This is a genomic window from Actinacidiphila polyblastidii (assembly GCF_036353415.1).
Taxonomy (GTDB): Bacteria; Actinomycetota; Actinomycetes; order Streptomycetales; family Streptomycetaceae; genus Actinacidiphila; species Actinacidiphila polyblastidii.
In genome coordinates, this window is sequence record NZ_JAZEWV010000002.1 from 309376 (window position 1) to 329676 (window position 20301).

At 74.1% G+C, this 20301-nt stretch carries 17 protein-coding genes; 5 read left to right on the forward strand and 12 right to left on the reverse strand.

Annotation, left to right across the window (positions count from 1 at the left end; translation table 11 throughout):
* Window positions 1-10: 10 nt before the first annotated feature.
* Entirely contained in the window at window positions 11-562 is a 552-nt protein-coding gene (locus tag V2S66_RS04700) for a hypothetical protein (RefSeq protein WP_330793137.1), read from the reverse strand.
* 136 nt (window positions 563-698) lie between these two features.
* Window positions 699-2648 (reverse strand): APC family permease, encoded by a 1950-nt coding sequence (locus tag V2S66_RS04705; RefSeq protein WP_330793138.1) that lies wholly within the window; start codon window positions 2646-2648, stop codon window positions 699-701.
* Window positions 2649-2873: 225 nt separating this feature from the next.
* On the opposite strand from V2S66_RS04705, the gene V2S66_RS04710 reads away from it, so the two are divergent.
* Both V2S66_RS04710 and V2S66_RS04715 read left to right on the forward strand, forming a co-directional pair.
* On the forward strand, window positions 2874-5459 hold the full coding sequence (locus V2S66_RS04710) for an ATP-binding protein (protein WP_413966294.1): 2586 nt from the start codon (window positions 2874-2876) through the stop codon (window positions 5457-5459).
* A complete protein-coding gene (locus V2S66_RS04715; protein ID WP_330793140.1) occupies window positions 5456-6130 on the forward strand; it encodes a response regulator in 675 nt (224 codons plus the stop codon). The genes V2S66_RS04710 and V2S66_RS04715 overlap by 4 nt, the downstream gene beginning before the upstream one ends.
* A gap of 10 nt (window positions 6131-6140) precedes the next feature.
* Here the strand turns inward: V2S66_RS04715 and V2S66_RS04720 are convergent, their stop codons facing one another.
* The 6 genes from V2S66_RS04720 to V2S66_RS04745 all read right to left on the reverse strand — a co-directional run bounded on the left by V2S66_RS04720 (window position 6141) and on the right by V2S66_RS04745 (window position 11868).
* A complete protein-coding gene (locus V2S66_RS04720) occupies window positions 6141-6887 on the reverse strand; it encodes a hypothetical protein (protein WP_330793141.1) in 747 nt (248 codons plus the stop codon).
* A 706-nt stretch (window positions 6888-7593) separates the two neighbouring features.
* A complete protein-coding gene (locus V2S66_RS04725; protein WP_413966285.1) occupies window positions 7594-7839 on the reverse strand; it encodes an SCO5918 family protein in 246 nt (81 codons plus the stop codon).
* 98 nt (window positions 7840-7937) lie between these two features.
* Window positions 7938-8999 carry a fatty acid desaturase family protein gene (locus V2S66_RS04730; protein WP_330793142.1) on the reverse strand — a complete coding sequence of 354 codons (1062 nt, stop codon included), beginning with the start codon at window positions 8997-8999 and terminating at the stop codon, window positions 7938-7940.
* A complete protein-coding gene (locus tag V2S66_RS04735; RefSeq protein WP_413966286.1) occupies window positions 8996-10510 on the reverse strand; it encodes a DEAD/DEAH box helicase in 1515 nt (504 codons plus the stop codon). The genes V2S66_RS04730 and V2S66_RS04735 overlap by 4 nt, the downstream gene beginning before the upstream one ends.
* 309 nt (window positions 10511-10819) lie before the next feature.
* A complete protein-coding gene (locus tag V2S66_RS04740; protein ID WP_014179498.1) occupies window positions 10820-11023 on the reverse strand; it encodes a cold-shock protein in 204 nt (67 codons plus the stop codon).
* Between the two features lie 239 nt (window positions 11024-11262).
* Window positions 11263-11868 (reverse strand): HhH-GPD-type base excision DNA repair protein, encoded by a 606-nt coding sequence (locus tag V2S66_RS04745; RefSeq protein WP_330793143.1) that lies wholly within the window; start codon window positions 11866-11868, stop codon window positions 11263-11265.
* Window positions 11869-12035: 167 nt separating this feature from the next.
* Here V2S66_RS04745 and V2S66_RS04750 point away from each other — a divergent pair, with 167 nt between their 5' ends.
* Window positions 12036-12836, forward strand: a complete 801-nt coding sequence (locus V2S66_RS04750; protein WP_330793144.1) for a VOC family protein — start codon at window positions 12036-12038, stop codon at window positions 12834-12836.
* Window positions 12837-12907: 71 nt separating this feature from the next.
* On the opposite strand, the gene V2S66_RS04755 is transcribed toward V2S66_RS04750, so the two are convergent.
* Window positions 12908-13900, reverse strand: a complete 993-nt coding sequence (locus V2S66_RS04755) for an alpha/beta fold hydrolase (protein WP_330793145.1) — start codon at window positions 13898-13900, stop codon at window positions 12908-12910.
* 251 nt (window positions 13901-14151) lie between these two features.
* Between V2S66_RS04755 and V2S66_RS04760 the strand changes: the two genes are divergently transcribed.
* Window positions 14152-15729: a PKD domain-containing protein gene (locus tag V2S66_RS04760; protein WP_330793146.1), complete on the forward strand. Its 1578-nt coding sequence runs from the start codon at window positions 14152-14154 to the stop codon at window positions 15727-15729.
* A gap of 72 nt (window positions 15730-15801) precedes the next feature.
* Here the strand turns inward: V2S66_RS04760 and V2S66_RS04765 are convergent, their stop codons facing one another.
* The 3 genes from V2S66_RS04765 to V2S66_RS04775 form a co-directional block, all read right to left on the reverse strand.
* On the reverse strand, window positions 15802-16239 hold the full coding sequence (locus V2S66_RS04765) for a universal stress protein (protein WP_330793147.1): 438 nt from the start codon (window positions 16237-16239) through the stop codon (window positions 15802-15804).
* A 166-nt stretch (window positions 16240-16405) separates the two neighbouring features.
* The gene (locus tag V2S66_RS04770) at window positions 16406-17344 is read right to left on the reverse strand and encodes a glycosyl hydrolase family 18 protein (protein WP_330793148.1); all 939 of its coding nucleotides are present in this window, start codon (window positions 17342-17344) and stop codon (window positions 16406-16408) included.
* A gap of 243 nt (window positions 17345-17587) precedes the next feature.
* Window positions 17588-18364, reverse strand: a complete 777-nt coding sequence (locus V2S66_RS04775) for a polysaccharide lyase family 7 protein (RefSeq protein WP_330793149.1) — start codon at window positions 18362-18364, stop codon at window positions 17588-17590.
* A 328-nt stretch (window positions 18365-18692) separates the two neighbouring features.
* Here V2S66_RS04775 and V2S66_RS04780 point away from each other — a divergent pair, with 328 nt between their 5' ends.
* Complete coding sequence (locus V2S66_RS04780) at window positions 18693-20243, forward strand: SDR family oxidoreductase (RefSeq protein WP_330793150.1); 1551 nt, start codon at window positions 18693-18695, stop codon at window positions 20241-20243.
* Window positions 20244-20301: the final 58 nt, after the last annotated feature.

Genomic DNA, 20301 nt, shown 5'->3' on the forward strand with positions numbered 1-20301 from the left:
GCGTCCGGGCTCAGTCGAGCCCGGACGCCCTGAAGACCTCGTGGGCCAGGTCGCGGTCGATGGTGGTCTCCAGCTCGCGCAGCACCTCCTGGCCGCAGCGCAGGGTGCCGTGCGCGCGGGAGATCCGCGCGCCGCGGTCGAGTTCGTGCCACAGCAGCGGGGCCTCGGACAGCAGCCGCGGGTCCAGGTGCAGCCGGCCGCCGTGGACGTCCTGGAGCACCAGCGTCTGCGAGGTCGCGCCGCCCTGCCGGCGCACCGCCACCAGGGCGTCGGTGCGCACCCGCTCCACCCGCAGCAGGCCGCGGGCCGCCATCCGGCCCCGGCCCGCGGTGACCCGCGGCGGCAGCAGCACCGCGAACAGCGCCGCGGCGAGCGCGCACCACAGCCCCGCCCGCCCCGGCGTGAGGCTGCCCGCGGCCAGGTCGAGCAGCGTGGTCAGGCTCCAGAAGCCCAGCGCGCAGCCCGCCGCGCACCGGGCGCCGCCCAGCCAGTGGCGGTCGGCGGCCTCGGCGCCGGGACCGGTCCCGGCCGCCGGGCCGGTGCGTGCGGTTCGCGGGGCCATACCCGCGACGCTAGGGCGCACCCGGGCGGTACGGACCCGCGGCTGACAGGGCCTTGACGCGCGGCGGCGATATCTTGACGCGCCCTTGGCGCGCGGCGCTCCCGGGCCGCCTTTTCCGAGGCGGGCCTCCGGGCGGTCAGCCGACGTGCACGCGCGGCCGCTTCGCCGGGTCCGGCTCGACCTCGCGCAGCACCTCCCGGGTTACCGGCGCGATCTCGCCGTGCCCGAAGAGGAAGAACCGCAGGAAGTTGGCGAACGGGCTGCCCTCGGTCCACTCGAAGTAGATGTGCGGCTTGCACCCGCTCACGTCCCTGACGTGCAGCAGCAGCGCGGCGAGCGCGTTGGGCACCGAGGAGCTCTCCAGCGACAGCACGCGGTACCGGCCGTGCAGCACGTGCCCCCGCACGATCAGCGCGGACTCGAACTCCGAGGCGTCCAGCACGGTGACCTCGACCAGCACCAGGTCGTCCTCCGGCGGGATGTCGTTGTCCGCGCGGATCTGGTGGATCTTGTCACGGTACTCGGCGGCGTCCCGCAGCCCCGGCTCGTTGGCGATGAAGCGGATCCTGCGGCTGGCCACGTCCCGTACGAACCGCGCCGCCATCGGGTCCAGCTCCACGCCGGTCACCCGCAGCTCGAAGGAGCGGGCCAGCCGGGACAGCAGGGAGACCAGCACGATGCCCGCGATGAAGCACGCGCCGATCTTCACGCCGTCCGGCCGCTCCAGCACGTTGACGACCGTGGTGTAGAGGAAGACCACCGCGATCACCCCGAACGAGGCCGTCCAGCGCCGCTGCCGGGACCGGTGCGAGGAGATGGTCACCGCGACCGCGGCCGAACTCATCAGCACCAGCACGCCGGTCGCGTACGCGCCGCCCTGCTTGTCGACGCTCGCGTCGAAGATCCAGGTCACCAGGAACGCGACGAGCGTGAAGACCAGCACCATCGGCCGTACCGCCCGCGCCCAGTGCGGCGCCATCCCGTAGCGCGGCAGATAGCGCGGCATCAGGTTGAGCAGGCCCGCCATCGCCGAGGCGCCCGCGAACCACAGGATCGCGATGGTGGAGAAGTCGTAGACGGTGCCGAAGCCCGAGCCCAGGTACTGGTGCGCCAGGTACGCCAGCGCCCGGCCGTTCGCCGGGCCGCCGGCCTCGAAGTCGTCCTTCGGGATCAGCACGGTGGTGATGAAGCTGGTGGCGATCAGGAAGACGCTCATGATCAGGGCCGCGGTGGTCAGCAGCTTCCTGGTGTCGCGGACCCGTCCGGCCGGCGCGTCCTCGGTGTCGGCGGGATCGCCCTGCACGTGCGGCATCACCGCCACACCGGTCTCGAAGCCCGACATGCCCAGCGCGAGCTTCGGGAAGATCACCAGCGAGACGCCGATCATCACGAAGACGTTGCCGCGCTCCGCGGTCAGCCCGCTGGTCCAGTCGGTCACCAGGTGCGGCGCGGTGATCACGTGCCACAGGCCGTCGCCGACCACCACCACGTTCAGCGCCAGGTAGATGCCGACCAGCACCACCGCGACCCCGATGGCCTCCAGGAAGCCCTTGAGGAAGACCGCGCCGAGCAGCGCGATCAACAGCAGCGTGATGAGCACCTGATGGCTCTGCAGGGCCGAGGCGAAGTGCGGGTTCTCCACCAGGTGGGTGGAGGCGTCGGCGGCCGACAGGGTGATCGTGATGAGGAAGTCGGTGGCCGCGAACCCCAGCAGCGCCAGGACGAAGAGCTTGCCCTTCCAGAAGGTCAGCAGCCGCTCCAGCATGGCGATCGAGCCCTCGCCGTGCGGGCTCTCGACGGCCACTCTGCGGTAGACCGGCAGCGCGCCCGCCAGCGTCACGACGACCAGCACCACGGTGGCGATCGGCGACAGCAGCCCGGCTGCGAGGGCCGCGATGCCGGGCTGGTAGCCGAGCGTGGAGAAGTAGTCCACGCCGGTCAGGCACATCACCCGCCACCACCGCTGGCCCTGGTGCTCGGTGGCGGGGGCCGGCTTGGCGTGCGGGCCCGGCTGGTGCCCTGCCATGTCGGACAGGCCCTCCAGGAGCCACGCGCGCACGCGGTCCGTCCGGACGGGGGTGGACATCGGGTGCTCCTGTCGTACTGCGTACTGCTGCCGCCCCATCGAACCCCCGCACGGGCGGCGACCCACGGCGGCGCAGCCGATCCATACGTGTTCTTAACGCCCCCGCCCCCTCCTCGCCGCGCTCCCCGCGCAGGTCGGCGCTGCGGCGGGGCGGGGGCGGCGCGCGGACGGATGAAGCGCCTCGTCAAGGGGCCGTCAATATCGGCCGGTACGCCCGGCTCGGTGATGTTCGCGGCCTCCCGCGGACCTACAGTGAGCTGCGTGGAAGCGACAGCGCGCGGCAGTCTGTGCGTGTACCTGGGGGCCGCCCCCGGTGTGGGCAAGACCTCCGCCATGCTGTCCGCCGCCCGCGACTGCCGGGGACGTGGCGACGCGGTGCTCGCCGCCCGCGTCGAGACCCGCGGCCGGGCCCCCGTCGAGGCGCTGCTGCGCGGCCTGGACACGCTCCCCGCCGGGCCCGGCGGCGCGCTCGACGTCGCCGCGGTGCTCGCCCGCGCCCCGCGCACCGCGCTGGTCGACGACCTCGCGAGCGCCAACCCGTCCGGCGCCCGCCACCCCAAGCGCTGGCAGGACGTCGAGGAGCTGCTCGGGGCCGGCGTCGACGTGGTGACCACCCTCGACATCCAGCACCTGGAGTCCCTCGGCGACATCGTCGAGTCGATCACCGGGGTGCGCCCGCGCGAGACGGTGCCCGACGAGGTGGTCCGCACCGCCGAGCGGATCGAACTGGTGGACCTGTCGCCGCAGGGCCTGCGGCGCCGCCTCGCGGACGGCCGCATCCACCCGCCGGAGGGCGTGGACGCCGCGCTGTCGGACTACTACCGGCCAGGCAACCTCACCGCGCTGCGCGAACTGGCGCTGCTGTGGACCGCCGACCGCGCCGACGAGCACCTGCGGCAGTACCGCGCCGAGCACGCCATCTCCGCGGCCTGGCGGGCCCGGGAGCGCATCGTGGTCGGCCTGACCGGCGGCCCGGAGGGCGCGACCCTGCTGCGGCGCGCCGCGCGGCTGGCCGCGAAGGCGTCCGGCGGCGAGATCCTCGCGGTGCACGTGGTGCGCAGCGGCGGCCGAGGGGCCCGCGGCTACCAGGACGCCGCCCTCGCCGGCGGCGGCGCCCCGACCGAGGAGACCGCGGCGCAGCGGACCCTGGTCGAGGACCTCGGCGGCTCCTTCCACCAGGTCGTCGGCGACGACGTGCCGTCCGCGCTGCTCGACTTCGCCCGCGGCGCCGACGCCACCCAGATCGTGCTCGGCGCGAGCCGCCGCCCCGCCTGGCAGTACGTGCTCGGCCCCGGCGTCGGCGCGACCGTGGCCCGCGGCGGCGGCACCGACCTCGACGTGCACATCGTCAACCACGAGCACGCCGGCGGCGGCCGCGCGCTGCCCGTCGCCCGCGGCGCCCGGCTGGGCCGCACCCGGGTGCTGGCCGGCTGGCTGACCGGCGTCGGCGGGCCGCTGCTGCTGACCGCCGCGCTGACGCCGTGGCAGGGCGGTCCGAGCCTGGCCACGGACATGCTGCTGTTCCTGACCCTGACCGTCGCCACCGCGCTGCTCGGCGGCCTCTACCCGGCGCTGACCTGCGCAGTCGGCGGCTCGCTGCTGATCAACTACTACTTCACGCCGCCCACCCACGCCTTCACCATCGCCGAGGGCCAGAACATCACCGCGCTCGTCGTCTTCGTGGTGGTGGCCGCCGCGGTCGCCTCGGTGGTCGACCTCGCCGCGCGCCGCACCGAGCAGGCCGCGCGGCTCCAGTCGGAGGCCGAGATCCTGTCGTACCTCGCGGGCAGCGTGCTGCGCGGCGAGCACACCCTCGGGGCGCTGCTGGAACGGGTCAGGGAGACCTTCGGGATGGCGTCGGCCGCACTGTGGGAGCGCCACGACGCGCGCGGCCCGTGGACCAGGGCCGGCGCGGCCGGCGGCGGCCCGCACGACCGCCCTGGCGACGCCGACGTGGAGGTCGCCGTCAACGAGCGGCTGCTGCTGACGCTCGGCGGCCGGGTGCTCCCCGCCTCCGACCGGCGGGTGCTGTCCGCGTTCGCCGCCCAGGCGGCCGGCGTGCTGGACCGGCAGCGGCTGGCCGACGAGGCCGCCAGGGCCCGCGAGCTGGCCGAGGGCAACCGCATCCGCACCGCGCTGCTCGCCGCCGTCTCGCACGACCTGCGCACCCCGCTGGCCGGCATCAAGGCGTCGGTGACCTCGCTGCGCTCCGACGACGTCGCCTGGTCGGCGGACGACGAGGCGGAGCTGCTGGCGGGCATCGAGGACGGCGCCGACCGGCTCGACCACCTGATCGGCAACCTGCTCGACATGTCCCGGCTGCAGACCGGCACGGTCAGCCCGCTGGTCGCCCCGGTCGACCTCGACGAGGTGGTGCCCGCGGCCCTGGCCGCGGTGCCCCGCGACCGGGTCGACCTCGACATCCCGGAGGACCTCCCCATGATCTCGGCCGACCCCGGCCTCCTCGAACGCAGCGTGGCGAACGTCGTCGAGAACGCCGTCAAGTACAGCCCGGCGGGCCGCCGGGTGCTGGTCGCGGCCAGCGCGCTGCGCGACCGGGTGGAGCTGCGCGTCGCCGACCGCGGCCCCGGCGTCCCGGAGGCCGCGCGCGACGGCATCTTCGAGCCGTTCCAGCGGTACGGCGACGCGCCGCGCGGCAACGGCGTCGGCCTCGGCCTCGCGGTCGCCCGCGGCTTCGCCGAGTCGATGGGCGGCACGCTGACCGCGGAGGAGACCCCCGGCGGCGGGCTGACGATGGTACTGACGCTGCGGGTCGCCGGCGGCGCCGCGGACGAGGGGGGACCCGTATGAGCCGGGTGCTGGTGGTCGACGACGAACCGCAGATCGTCCGGGCCCTGGTGATCAACCTCCGGGCGCGCAAGTACGAGGTGGACGCCGCCCCGGACGGCGCGACCGCGCTGCGGCTGGCCGCCGAACGCCACCCCGACGTGGTGCTGCTCGACCTCGGGCTGCCGGACATGGACGGCGTCGACGTGATCGCCGGGCTGCGCGGCTGGACCCGGGTGCCGATCATCGTGCTGTCCGCACGGCACGCCTCGGGCGAGAAGGTCGAGGCGCTGGACGCCGGCGCGGACGACTACGTCACCAAGCCGTTCGCCATGGACGAGCTGCTGGCCAGGCTGCGCGCGGCCTTCCGCCGCGCCGACCCCGGCCCCGGCGCCGCCGTGCTGGAGACCGCGTCCTTCACCGTCGACCTGGCGGCGAAGCGGGTCGTCAGGGACGGCGCGGACGTGCGGCTGACGCCCACCGAGTGGCACCTGCTGGAGGTGCTCACCCGCAACGCCGGCCGGCTGATCACCCAGCGCCAGCTGCTCCAGGAGGTGTGGGGGCCCAGCTACGGCACCGAGACGAACTACCTGCGCGTCTACATGGCCCAGCTGCGCCGCAAGCTCGAACCCGACCCGACCCGCCCGCGCCACCTGATCACCGAGCCGGGGATGGGCTACCGCTTCGAGGTGTGAGCGGCCGCGCTCAGCCGCGCTCCTGGTCCTTCATCACCCGGCGCATCGCGTCGACCATCGCCGGCTGGAACCGGCCGACGTCGGCGGAGACGTCGGGGGTGTGCAGGGCGTTGACGGTGTCGTCGGAGACCGGCAGCCTGTTGTAGCCGGTGAGGGTGAGGGTGAACACCGCGCCGCCGTGCAGGACTTCCAGATCGCGGGTCTGGTCGCTGACGGTCAGCAGATACGCCTCGTCGCCGAGGCCCGGCACGGTCGTCGTCGCCTCGACCGGGCTGATGTCGCTGGGGTTGAGGTCCCGCTGGTCCTCGAACTCGGCCTTCGGATCGGTCCGCTTGTGCAGGTCGATGGTCACGAACACCTCGTAGCGGGCGGTGCCGCCGTGCGGCAGCGGCGAGGCCCCCGACAGCGTGCAGCGGATCTGGTCCAGCGCCTCGCCGAGGTGCACCGCCGCCGGTGACACCGCCTGTGCGTCGTGGAGCTCCAGCGCGTCCGTCAGCGGGCTGAGCGTGCCGCCCGCGCAGGGGCTGGCGCCGAGCGCGTACCCGTGCATGTCGGGGCCGGAGCCGTGGTGGGAGTGGTACGCCTGCAGGCCGCCCGCCCAGCCGGCGGACGCGACGACGATCCCGGCGAGCCCCCAGACCCACCCCCTGCGGCCGCCCCGCAGCGCCTGCCCCCAGCCGTCCGCCTCGGCGACATCCCCCGCCAGGTCGGGGCCGGGCCCCTCCGGCCCCCCGCTCAACTCCGGTTCCGATATCACGCGTACCCCTCACCCTTCCGCAGACCGCCCCCTTTCTGTCATCCCCCACCCCAAACGTCCACCCCACCCCCCGCGGACCCGCGGGCCCGCGTCAGCGAGATTCGGCGCGGCCGAGCCGGTCGAGTGGCGGCGGGGTACGTGTCGGCGTGCGCCGAATCCGCCAGCGACGGGCGGCCGGGTGCGTGTCGGCGTTTCGCCGAATCGGGCAGAGGCCCGGCTCTGCCGGGCTTGGCGGGGGTGGCCGGTGCGGGCCTGGCGGCAGCCGGTGTCGTCGGCGTCAGCCGGGGCCGGTGCGGGCTCGGCGTGCGCCGGCCGGGTGCGTGTCGGCGTTTCGCCGAATCGGGCAGCGGCGGGCGGCCGCAGAGGCCCGGCTCTGCCGGGCTCGCCGAGTCGGCCGGCGGGCGAAGCCGGTGGGTCGGCGTCAGCCGGGGCCCGTGCGGGCCGAAGGCCGCCGAATCCGTCGGTGCCCGCCGGGCCGGGGTGCGGGCCGAAGCCCGCCGGATCGGGGAGGGGCGGGCGGCCGCAGAAGCCCCGGGTTCGCCGGGCCGGCCGGGTCGGCCCGGTGCGCGTCGGCGTCAGCCGGCCTCGGGGCCCGGGCGGGTCCGCCGGTGCGCGCCGGCGTCCCGCTGGGTCGGCCGAGGTCGGCCGGGTCGAGCTCGTGCGGCCCGGCGTCCGCCGGCGCCGCGCCGGCCGAAACCGCCCGGCGTCAGCCGGACGTGGTGTGGATGGGGAAGCCCAGCGCCTGCATCGCCCGCTGCACCTCGCCCGCGTTGAAGTCGCGCCGGTCCTGGCGGGTGATCACCGCGCCGACCTGCATGATCGGGTAGCGAACGCCGCCGATGTCCACCGACATGCCGGTGACGGCGGGCTCGGGGGTGACCCCGTTCATCGCCTGCTCCACCTCATTGGCGTGGAAGTAGAAGTGGCGGCGGGCGATGGTGACGCGCATCATGCCTCGAGAGGGGTGAGGGAGTGGAGCCGGAAACCCACGTTCTCACGTTTCCGGCAGTGACGACAGCAGTGCCCGTACGGACCCGGCGGCGGGCGGTGTCACGGGAGCTGCGGCGTGGCCCGCAGCGGTGCGCCGACGTGGTGCAGGTGGCGCAGCGCCTGCGCGTAGGAGGCCAGCAGACCGCTCTCCGTGTAGGAGATGCCGAGTTCGGAGCAGTACGCCCGGACGATCGGCTGGGCGCGGCGCAGGTGCGGCGTGGGCATGCTCGGGAAGAGGTGGTGCTCGATCTGGTAGTTGAGCCCGCCGAGTACCACGTCGATGAAGCGGCCGCCGCGGACGTTGCGCGAGGTGAGCACCTGGCGGCGGAGGAAGTCGGGCCGCGCGGAGCCGGTCAGCGTCGGCATGCCCTTGTGGTTCGGCGCGAACGTGCAGCCCATGTAGACCCCGAAGACGGCCTGGTGGACGGCGAGGAAGGCCAGCGCCTGCAGCGGCGTGAGCACGAGGAACAGCGCCGCGAGGTAGCCGGCGATGTGCACGCCGAGCAGGGACGCCTCCAGGCCGCGCCGCCGGTAGCCGGGACGGAACAGTGCCCGTACCCCGGCGACGTGCAGGTTCATGCCCTCCAGCGTGAGCAGCGGGAAGAACCAGTACGCCTGCCGGCCGCCGATCCAGCGCGCCAGCCCGCGGGCGTTCCTGGCCTGGTCCTGGGACCAGACGAGGATGTCCGGGTTGACGTCCGGGTCGAGCTCCTCGTGGTTGGGGTTGGCGTGGTGGCGGGTGTGCTTGTCCTGCCACCAGCCGTAGCTCATGCCGACGCAGAGGTTGCCGGCGATCCGGCCCGCGGTCTCGCTTGGCCGGCGCAGCCGGAACACCTGCCGGTGTGCGAGATCGTGCGCGACCAGCGCGACCTGCGAGAACAGCACGCCGAGCGCGCCCGCGACCAGCAGCTGCCACCACGAGGAGCCGAGCAGCGCGAACGCCGTCCACGCCGCCACGTACAGCACCGCGACCCCGCCGATCCGGACCCAGTAGTAGCCCGGCCTGCGGGCCATCAGGCCCGAGGCGGCTATCCGGCGGGCCAGCCCGGCGAAGTCGCTGCCCTCGCAGGCGGTGTCCTCGCCGTCGCGGGCGACCGTCGCGGTCGCCTCCACGGGCGTCATCCGGCACGTCCGCGGCGCGCCGGGGCCTGGGAGCGGCCGGTGCGGCCGCCGTGTCCCGCGCGGCCCGCGGCCGGGGCGCCGCCACCGCCCGGCGCTCCGGCACGGGGTGCGCGACCGCGCCCCCGCCCGCCGCCGGCCGGGGCGCCGCCCCGGCCGACCCGCACCGGCTGCGCCGGCACGTGCACCGCGACGGGCACCCCGGAGGGCTGCCGCGCGCCGGTGATCCTGGCGAGTTCCGCGTCCTCGGAGTGGACGGCGGTGGACTGCGCGACGATGCCGGCCTTGGCCATCAGCCGGTCGGTGTCGCGGCGCTGCTCGGGCAGCACCAGCGTGACGACGCTGCCGGACGCCCCGGCCCTGGCGGTACGGCCGCCGCGGTGCAGGTAGTCCTTGTGGTCGGCGGGCGGGTCGACGTTGACGACCAGGTCGAGGTCGTCGATGTGGATGCCGCGCGCGGCCACGTTGGTGGCCACCAGTGCGGTGACCTCGCCGGACTTGAACTGGGTGAGGACGCGGGTGCGCTGCGGCTGGGACTTGCCGCCGTGCAGCGCCCCGGCCCGTACGCCCGCGGCGAGCAGTCCGGTGGTGAGCCGGTCCACCGCGCGCTTGCTGTCCAGGAAGAACAGCACGCGGCCGTCGCGGGCGGCGATGCGCACGGTGGCCGCGCGCTTGTCCTCGGCGGTGACCCGCAGCAGGTGGTGGGCGAGGGTGGTGACCGAGCCCGCGGAGGGGTCGACGCTGTGCCGGACCGGGTTGGTCAGGAACGAGCGGACCAGCCGGTCGACGTCGCCGTCGAGGGTGGCGGAGAACAGCATCCGCTGCCCGTCGGGGCGGACCTGCCGCAGCAGCGCGGTGACCTGCGGCAGGAAGCCGAGGTCGGACATCTGGTCGGCCTCGTCCAGGACGGTGATGGCGACCTTGTCGAGCCGGCAGTCGCCGCGTTCGACCAGGTCGCGCAGGCGGCCGGGGGTGGCGACGACGATCTCCGCGCCGTCCCGCAGCGCGAGCGCCTGGCGGCGCACCGAGAGGCCGCCGACGACGGTGGTCAGCCGGAGCCGCAGCGCCCTCGCGTAGGGCGTCAGCGCGTCGGTGACCTGCTGGGCCAGCTCCCGGGTGGGGACCAGCACCAGGGCCAGCGGCTGCCGGGCCTCGGCCCGCGAGCCCGCGGTGCGCGCCAGCAGCGCCAGCCCGAAGGCGAGCGTCTTGCCGGAACCGGTCCTGCCGCGGCCCAGAACGTCCCGTCCGGCCAGCGAGCTGGGGAGCGTCGCGGCCTGGATCGGGAAGGGGACGGTGACGCCCTGCCGGCCCAGCTCGGCGAGCAGCGGCTCGGGCATGTTCAGCTCCGCGAAGGACGCGGCGAGGGGAGCGGCGGGTTCTGCGGGGGCCTCGACGGGCGCCGGGGCGCCGGCCCGTACGGTGGTGGCGGCGCCGGAATCACCGGAGCCGGCGAATTCGCGGCGCTTGCGCGGGCGGGACCTGGCCGGGTTGCGGCCATGGAGGTTTTCGTTCATCACGAAGTCATTTCTCGTACGGCGGCGCGTGCCGGAGAAGACTCCGCAGAGAAGAAAGGAGCGGGGCGGAGATCCGCAGAACGAGCCGGGCGGGTGACGCCGGCAACTCACGGGTGGCGGCGATGCGCCGTAATAGCGACGCTCATGGGCGCGCACTGCTCTGTGCGCGCGGCGCGGGATGCGCGGGGTGTGCGTGACGCGCGCTCACAGGGGCGCGTCAGGAAAAGCGAACGGCCGGGCCCGCGCCCTGAAGTGCGGGACCCGGCCGAGACCGCTACGGGAGAAGCCTCCCGCGGCGGATGTCCCAGGTCAGGCCGGAACGATGTTCTCCGCCTGCGGGCCCTTCTGGCCCTGCGTGACGTCGAAGCTGACCTTCTGGCCCTCGTGGAGCTCGCGGAAGCCCTGGGCAGCGATGTTCGAGTAGTGGGCGAAGACGTCGGCGCCGCCGCCGTCCTGCTCGATGAAGCCGAAGCCCTTTTCCGCGTTGAACCACTTCACGGTGCCGGTGGCCATGTCAATCTCCTCTGATAGGGGCAGTTCCCGGATCCACACTGCGCGGGTCCGGCGTCGCTGCATTGACCCCATCTGGAGGCCGCAAACAAAAATGCGCCCGAGGGGTCACATCCCGTCAGGCGCACACAGAGTTCATGGGTACCAAAACTGCAACTGTTTCGACAGTAACACAGTCCCGATCCCGGTGGGGGATTCGCCGCCCCGGATCACCCGTCCGGCGGGTCGCCGCAGGCCCCTGGTCAGCCCTTCTCCGCCGCTTTCGCAGCCTTCGCGGCCTTCGCGGCGGCCTTCGCCTCCTGCTTGTGCGCCCGCACCTTCGCCAGCGATTCGGGGCCGGTGATGTCCGCCACCGACCGGCACGAGCCCTCCTGGCCGTAGTCGCCGGCGGCCGCGCGCCAGCCGCTGGGGCGCACCCCGGCCTGCTTGCCGAGCAGCGCAAGGAAGATCCTCGCCTTCTGCTCGCCGAAGCCCGGCAGCGCCTTGAGCCGGCCGAGCAGCTCCGCGCCGTCGGCCGCGCCCTCCCACACCGCGGCCGCGTCGCCGCCGTAGGTGTCGACGAGGTACTGGCACAGCTGCTGCACCCGGGTGGCCATCGACCCCGGGTAGCGGTGCACGGCCGGCTTCTCGGCGAGCAGCGCGGCGAACCCCTCCGGGTCGTACGCGGCGATGGCGTGCGCGTCGAGGTCGTCCGCGCCCAGGCGCCGCGCGATCGTGTACGGGCCGGAGAACGCCCACTCCATCGGCACCTGCTGGTCGAGCAGCATCCCGACGAGCAGGGCGAGCGGGCTGCGGCCGAGCAGTTCGTCGGCCGCCGGGTCCTGGGCCAGCCGCACGGTGATGTCCATGCCGCCATCCTCTCCCCCCGGGCCCCGATCCGGCGGTTCCCCGCGCGGGCGGCGCACGGACTGACTAGCGTGGGCGAAAGGGGTTAAGGGGGCGAATGGGTCCACGAGAGATGAACGGAACCAGGGGGACGAATTCCCCGCTGATCTCGAACGACGGAGTCTGGATCATGACCGAGTTCCCGGAAGGCACGCCGTGCTGGGCGGACGCGATGTTCTCCGACCTGGAGGGCGCCAAGAGCTTCTACGGGGAGGTGCTGGGCTGGACCTTCGGAGAGAGCGCGTCCGAGTACGGCGACTACACGCAGGCGTACTCCGACGGGAAGGCCGTCGCGGCGATCGTGCCGCCGATGCCGGGCGCCGAGGGCCAGTCGGCCTGGTGCCTGTACTTCGCCTCCCCGGACGCCGCGGCGACCACCGAGAAGGTGAAGGCGGCGGGCGGCCAGGTGCTGATGGAGCCGATGCAGGTCGGCGCGTTCGGCACGATGGCCCTCGCCAGGGAGCCGAGCGGTGCGGCCTTCGGCGTCTGGCAGCCGGGCGGGCACAAGGGCTTCGAGAAGCGCGGCGAGCCGGGCGCGTACGCCTGGGCCGAGGTCTTCACCCGCGACCCGGGCACCGCGGACGCCTTCCTGTCGGAGGTCTTCCCGTACCAGGCGCAGAAGATGGCCGACGAGCACGTCGACTTCATGGTCTTCAGCCTCGGCGGCAAGGACAACCCGGTGCTCGGCCGGATGAGGATGGGCGAGGAGTTCCCCCCGGAGGTCCCCTCCTACATCAACGTCTACTTCGCCACCGACGACTGCGACGCCGCGGTCAAGCGCGCGGTGGACCACGGCGCGATCCTCAGGTTCGGCCCGATGACCAGCCCCTTCGGCCGCTTCGCCGCCCTCACCGACCCCCAGGGCGCCCACTTCACCGTCATCGACATGAGCACCACCGAGGGCGGGATGCCGCCGATGGCCGACGCGTGACGGGCCGACGCGTGGGCCGGCGGGCGGGGGCCGGCGCGTGACCCCGGGCGCGGGACGCGAGGCGCCTGGCGTCAGCGTCGAGGTGTGACCGCGTTCAGCCAGTCGGTGAGGAGGGCGTTGAGTTCGGCGGGGCGTTCCTGCTGGATCCAGTGGCCGCAGCCGTCGAGGACGCGGGAGGTGTGCAGGGCGGGGAGGGTGGTCGGGTAGGCGTCGATCGCGTCGGCCAGCCAGGTGGTGGAGGGGTCGAGGCCGCCGCCGGCGAAGAGGGCGGGCTGGCGGATCGGGGCGCCGTCGAAGGCGGCGAGGTCCTCCCAGTCGCGGTCCATGCAGCGGTAGCGGTTGAGCCCGCCGGTCAGCCCGGTGCGCTCGAACTCGGACGCGTAGAAGTCGAGTTCGGCGTCGCTGAGCCAGCCGGGGAGCGGGCCGGCGGGGAACCGGTCGCGCATCCGGCCGCCGGGCGGGACGAAGTGCGGGGTCGGCTCGCCGGGCGCCGCCATGGTGTCGGCGGACAGCGCCGCGTAGATCCCGGCGAGCCAGCCGCGCACGTCCGGCTCGATCTCGGCCTCGGCGCGGCCGGGCTGCTGGAAGTAGGAGACGTAGAACTCCTCGTCGTCGCCGAGGCGTTCGAAGACCTCGCTGGGCCGGCGGCCGCCGCGCGGGGTGTAGGGGACGCTGAGCATCCCCACCGCGTGGAAGACGTCGGGCCGCAGCAGCGCGCAGTTCGCGGCGATGCCCGACCCCCAGTCGTGCCCGACGACCGCCGCGGTGCGCTCGCCGAGCGCCTCGACCACCGCGGCGGCGTCCGCGACCAGCTCGACCATCCGGTAGGCGGCCGGGTCGGCGGGCCGGGACGAACGGCCGTAGCCGCGCACGTCCACCGCGACCGCGCGGTATCCGGCGGCGGCCAGCGCCGGCAGCTGGCGGCGCCAGGAGTACCAGGACTCGGGGAAGCCGTGCACGAGCAGCACCAGCGGCCCGGCGCCCTGCTCCACCAGGTGGACGCGTCCGGCGGGCGAGGGCACCAGGCGGTGCGTGGCGGCGGTGGTCGGATCCTGCTGCGGCATGCTTCCTCCAGCGTCCGGTGGCCGCCCGGCTCCCGTGCCGGCGTCCCGTGGCGGCGTCCTGTGGCGGTCCCGGCCGATCATGCGCCGGCCGGCGCGCGCCCGGCCACCCTCGTTGCCGCTTCGGCAAAGCCCCACATGGCCGCGCACTGCCGTCGCGCGCCGGTGATATCTTCCGCTGCGTATCCCGGGTGTGTGCCGCGGCCGTCCGACCGGCCTGCATACGCCCCGGCTTGGACCCAGGGGGGGACCACGTGGCCGGATCCCGCAGGGCGTGCGCCGCCGTGCTCTCACTGCTCGCGGCGGGCCTCGCGCTGCCCGCGGCGGCCGCCGCCGACGGCCTCTACACGGCGACCGTCACCGAGCCGGGGCGAAGCTACCGCGTCTCCTTCAGCGTCCTGCCGATGGCCCCGCTGGCCGCCGCGATCAGCGTCGCCCAGCAGGACGCGCAGGCACCGATGACGGTGACCGTCCGCGACCGGTCGACCAGCCCCTTCAGCGTCAGCTCCTGCCGGGTCTCCTTCGGCGACGGGACGCCGCAGGCCAGCCAGGGCGCATCGTGCGAGGGCCTGACGCACGCCTACGCCAGGCCCGGCACCTACACCCTCACCGGCACCGTGACCGACGCCGGCGGGCGGACTGCGACGGCGACCGCCAAGGCCGTCGTCGGCCCGGTCTTCGTGCCGATGGACCCGGCCCGCATCCTCGACACCCACCTGGGGCTGGGCGTGGCCGAGGCGCCGCTCGGTCCCGGCCGCACCGTCCGGATGAAGGTGGCCGGCGCCGGCGGCATCGGGCAGGCCGCCTCGGTGCTGCTGAACCTCACCGTCAGCCACCCCACCGCCGGCGGCTCGATCACCGTCTACCCGACCGGCGCGAAGCGCCCGCCCGTCTCCGACCTGACCTTCCACCAGGGCGCGTCCACCGCGAACCTGGTGAACGTGCCGGTCGGCCCGGACGGCTCGGTGTACGTCTACAACTCGGCCGGGAGCGTCGGCCTCGCGGTGGACGCCGAGGGCTGGACCACCACCGCCCCGTCCGCGCAGACCGGCACGGTGCTGGCGAACGACGCCGCGATCTGGGGCGAGTTCCACGAGGTGCTGGACACCACCGGCGGCAACGGCCTGCCGAAGACCGGCAAGCTCGGCCAGGGCAGGTCGCTCACCTTCACCGCGCTCTCGCGGCAGCGCAACTCCGTCGAGTCGGCGGCGACCGCCGTGGTCCTCGACGTGACGGCCACGCACGCGACGGCGGCGAGCTTCGTCAGCGCGTACCGGGCGGGCGGCAAGGTGCCGTACGCCTCGGAGCTGAGCTTCGGTGCGGGGGAGGCCCGGTCGGCGACGATCGTGGTCCCGGTGGACGGCCAGGGCCGGGTGACGCTGTACAACAACTTCGGCTCGGTGGACCTGACCGCCTCGGTGGAGGGGTTCTACCTGCCGCTGGTGTCCGGCTCCTCGATCAACATGCCGGTGACGGCGACGGCCGCCCCGGTGCGGGTCCTCGACACCCGGCTGGGCGTCAACGCCCGGAAGGGGCCGATCCCGGCCACCGGGCGGCTCGTCTTCAAGGCCGCGGGGTTCGGCGGCGTCCCCGCCGGGGCCACCGGGGTGCTGCTGAACCTGACCGCGCTGGCCCCGTCCTCCACCGGCTACCTCGTCGCGTGGGGCGACCGCAACACCTTCCAGCCCTCGATGCAGGCCCTGGTGTTCCCGCGCGGGCAGATCACGTCCCAGCTCGTCTACCTCCCGCTGGGGCACGGGCAGGTCGGGCTCTACAACCCGTACGGCTCGGTCAACGTCGTGGCGGACGTGATGGGTTACTCGGTGAACTGACGCCGCGTCGGCGAGACGGCGGCGGGGGCGCGACGATGTGCCGCGCCCCCGCCGCCGCGTGCCGGACGGTGCTCAGGCCGCGTCGTGCACCAGCAGCACCGACACCGGGGAGGTCCGCGCGACGCCCTGGCTGACGCTGGTGTGCAGCAGGCCGGAGATGCCGCTGTAGTGGCCGGGGCCCACCGCGATGAGGTCGCTGCCGAGCGCCTCGGCGCGCTCCACCAGGATGGCCGCGAGGTCATGGCGCATGCCCTCGTCCACCTCGCCGTCGGCGGTGATCCCGTCGGCCCGCAGCCGGGCGAGCGCCTCGTCCAGGACCTGCCGGCCGGCCGTGGTCTCCTCGACCGGCACGACGGTGCCGCCGGTCAGGCCCGCGGCGATGATCTCCGAGGCGCGGATGTGGATGACGTGGACCCGCCCGCCGGTGAGCTTGGCGAGGGACGCGGCGGCGTCCAGCACCGCCGCGCCGTGGGCCGAACCGTCGACGGCGGTGAGGATGTTCTTGTACATGCGATGGGCTTCCTTGTCCGCTTCCGTGTCCGCAGGTCCCCCGGCTGCGCGACCTCGTACATGCTCAGCCGCGCCACGCCGGGCCCGATTCCCCGATCCGGGGTGACACGTGCCACGTCGGACCGGGGCCCGCGGGCGCCGTCACGCCGCGGGCCCCGGCCGGGCCTCACGTGAGCTTGTTGAAGATCTTCGAGTAGGCGTAGCCGGTCGCCTTGTCGTAGCTGTCGACCTCCCAGAACGCCAGCTCCTGGACGCCCTTGGAGGCGGCGAAGCTCTCCAGGGTGGACGCGTTCGCCTGGGTGAAGTTCTCGTCGTCGTCGTTGCGGCCGGCGATCGGGGTCAGGCCGATCTTGTTCCACACCGCGGCGGAGGTGCCGCCGTAGAGGCTGGTGAGCTGGGTGTGGGTGGCGTTGGCGCCCGACTCGGCGTCGGCCAGGGCGTTCTCGCCGTCGCCGAAGTCCATCGTCATGATGTTGACGAGGTTGACCTTGACGCCCTTGCTCTTGGCGTCCTTGAGCAGGTTGAGGGCGTCGGACTCCAGGCCGTCGGGGTCGACGGGGAGGGTGTAGTCGACCTGCACCGCGGGGTTCGCCGCCTGGAGCGCGGCGAGCGCCTGGTCGCGGCGGGAGTTGGCGGCGGTGTTGTCCAGCACCGGGCCCTCGATGTCGAAGTCGAGCCGGGTGACGCCGTAGGTGGTGACGATCTTCTGGTAGGCGGCGGTCAGGCTGGAGACCGAGGTGCAGGTCTGCGCGAGCTCGCCGCCCTCGGCGCCGCCGAAGGAGATGACGACGTCGCCGCCCGCCGCCTTCAGCGCGTTGATCTGGGAGGTGAAGGAGCCGACGGAGGCGTCGCCGTCCTCCCACTTCGCGGTGCAGCCGGACTTGGGGATCAGGAAGGCCAGCGTGTAGTGGCTGGTGCCGGTGGCCTTCATGTCGGCGGCCATGTCGGCGGCGCTGGAGCTGCTCAGCTCCAGGTAGGGCGCGGAGTAGTGGGCGGGGAAGGAGGCCGCGGCGGCCTGGGCGGGAAGCGCGGTCGTGGCGAGGAGGCCCGCGGAGCCGAGGCTCGCCGCGACGGCGAGCGAGACGATTCCGGAAGTCCTGTTCATGTCAGCCCTTCGGTCGTACGTGGGGGGGCGTGGGGGGAGAGCGGACTGCGGCGGCACGGGGGGGCGTGCCGACCGTAGTTAGGAAAGGTTCCTAACGTTCCACGGATAGTGTCCTCCCCCGTGCCGCGCCGTCAAGAGCCCTGATGGCGAACGGGGTTGACGGCGCGGCGGAGGGAGGTGGCGGAGCGCCCCGGGCCGTGGGGGGCCGTGCGGGCGGGTCGAGCGGCGTCCGGCAGGGGGCGCTCAGCTGTGCGAGACGGTCAGCCCGTAGAAGGCCACCCGGGCGCCCTTGGTGGTGCTGCTGGACGACGACTGGTTGTACGAACCCGCCTTGAAGTACTGCTTGTAGGCGTTGAAGGACGACGGTATGGCGTAGTGCGTGGTGCTGCCGTTGACCGTCAGGTCGATGGTGTGGCCGCCGGAGACCGCGATCGTGTAGGTCCAGGTCTTGCCGACCGACACGTGGCCGACCGTGTGTGTCGTCTGGCCGCCGTCCGGCGAGTTCTCGGTGCCGGCGACGATGTCGCCGTTGGAGTGGTAGTACAGCTCGATCAGCGGCTTGGTGGAGCTGCCGCCCGAGCCGAGGTGGATCTGCCCGACGCACACGTTGGAGGTCACCGACACCACGCGCAGCGTCGCGCTGAGCTTGTGGCTGCCGGCGAGCGACCAGTCGGCGGCGCTGCCGTTGCTGTTCATCTCCCGCAGCTCGGAGCGCGCGTAGTTCGAGTTCGGGGTGGTGACGCCCTTCTCCGGCGCCCAGAAGGTCATCGCGCCGTCGCGGGTGTCGGTGTAGAAGTACGAGTCCTGGAACCCGTTCGCCCCCTGGAGTCGGGAGGACGGGATGGTGGTCGGCGAGCCGGGGGAGCCGACCGGCTCCTGCAGCTCCCAGACGGAGAGGTTGAAGTTGCCGCCGGGGGCGACGCCGGGGTCGGCGGCCTGGGCGCTGCCGCCGAGGAAGCCGAGGGTGCCGACGGTGGTCAAGGCGACCGCGGTGGCGAGGAGTTGGGCGCGGATCTTCATGTGGGGGGTCCTCCTGATGTATGAAGTTCACTGACCTGAACTTGGTCCAGTCCAATGGGGCGCCTGACTTGGATAGCACGACCGCTACGGCACGTCAACGAATCGCGCGCGCACCGGAGTTGGACGATCGGTGTTCCCGCAGCTCAGGGCGGTTCACCCGGAGGGCGGCCGCTCGGCGCCGCCGGCCCTGCCGCTCCGGACCCGCTCCCGCGCTGCGCCGTACGGGGGCATCCGGCGCGGCACAAGGGTTCAGAATCGTGAACAGCGATTGCGCTCCGCGCCCGCCGGGCAGGCGTCGCGGCAAAGAGGCCGCACCTCCGGGAGTGACATGGGACCCGAAACGCCGCAGCGCTGCCTGGTGACCGGAGCCACCGGCTACATCGGCAGCAGGCTCGTACCCGAACTGCTCGCCGCCGGCCACTCCGTACGCTGCCTGGTCCGCTCGCCCGCCAAGCTGCGCGGCCACGCCTGGGCGGAGCGGACGGAGTCCGTGCGCGGCGACGTCACGGACGCCGCGTCCGTGCGCGAGGCCATGCAGGACGTGGACGTCGCCTACTACCTGGTGCACGCCCTCGGCACCGGCCGCGGCTTCGAGGACACCGACCGGCGGGCCGCCACCGTCTTCGGCGAGCAGGCGCGGGCCGCCGGCGTGCGGCGGATCGTCTACCTCGGCGGTCTCAACCCGCCGGACGTCCCCGAGCACGACCTCTCCCCCCACCTGCGCTCGCGCGCCGAGGTCGGCCGCATCCTGCTCGCCTCCGGCGTGCCGACCGCCGTGCTGCGGGCCGCGGTGGTCATCGGATCGGGATCGGCCTCGTTCGAGATGCTGCGCTACCTCACCGAGCGGCTCCCGGTGATGGTGACCCCCGCGTGGGTGCGCATCCGCACCCAGCCCATCGCCGTGCACGACGTGCTGCGCCTGCTCGTCGGATGCGTGGGCCTGCCGGACGACGTGAACAGGACCTTCGACATCGGCGGCCCCGACGTCGTCACCTACCAGGAGATGATGCAGCGGTACGCCGCCGCCGCCCGGCTGCCCCGGCGGCTCATCCTGCCGGTGCCGCTGCTCACCCCGCGGTTGTCCAGCCTGTGGGTCGGCCTGGTCACGCCGGTGCCCGGCGGCCTGGCCAAGCCGCTCGTCGAGTCGCTGAAGCACGAGGTGGTCTGCCGCGAGGGCGACATCGCGCGCTACGTGCCGGACCCGCCGGAGGGACGCGCCGGCCTCGACCGGTCGCTGCTGCTGGCCCTGCAGTGGGTCGGCGGCGCGGACGCGAGCAGCCGCGCCGCCGACCCGGCGGCCCACTCCGCGCCCGGCGATCCACTGCCGACCGACCCGGGCTGGGCGGGCGGCAGCCTCTACTCCGACCGCCGCGCCCGCACCGTCGCCGCGACGCCCGAGCAGCTGTGGCGGGTGGTCGAGGGCATCGGCGGCGAGAACGGCTGGTACTCCTGGCCGCTGGCCTGGTCGGTGCGGGGCTGGCTGGACACGCTGTGGGGCGGGGTGGGCCTGAGCCGCGGCCGCCGGGACGCGGCCCACCTGGAGGACGGCGACGTGCTGGACTTCTGGCGGGTCGAGCGGATCGAGCGGGGCCGGCTGCTGCGGCTCCGGGCGGAGATGCGGGTGCCGGGCCGGGCCTGGCTGGTGATGTACGTGGACCAGGACCGGCAGGGGCGCACGGTGTACCGGCAGCAGGCGCTGTTCCAGCCGCACGGCCTGGCCGGGCACGCGTACTGGTGGAGCGTCGCCCCCTTCCACGCGGCCGTCTTCGGCGGGATGGCCCGGAACATCGCGGCGGCCGCGGAGTCGGGCGGGGCCGGGGGCATTGCCGGGGCGGGCCGGCGGGGCGGGCGGAGGAAGGCGGCTCGGCGGCGGACGTGAGCCCGCGCCGCCGGCCGCGGCAGCGCCCGCGGCGATCAGCAGGCGGCGATCAGCAGGC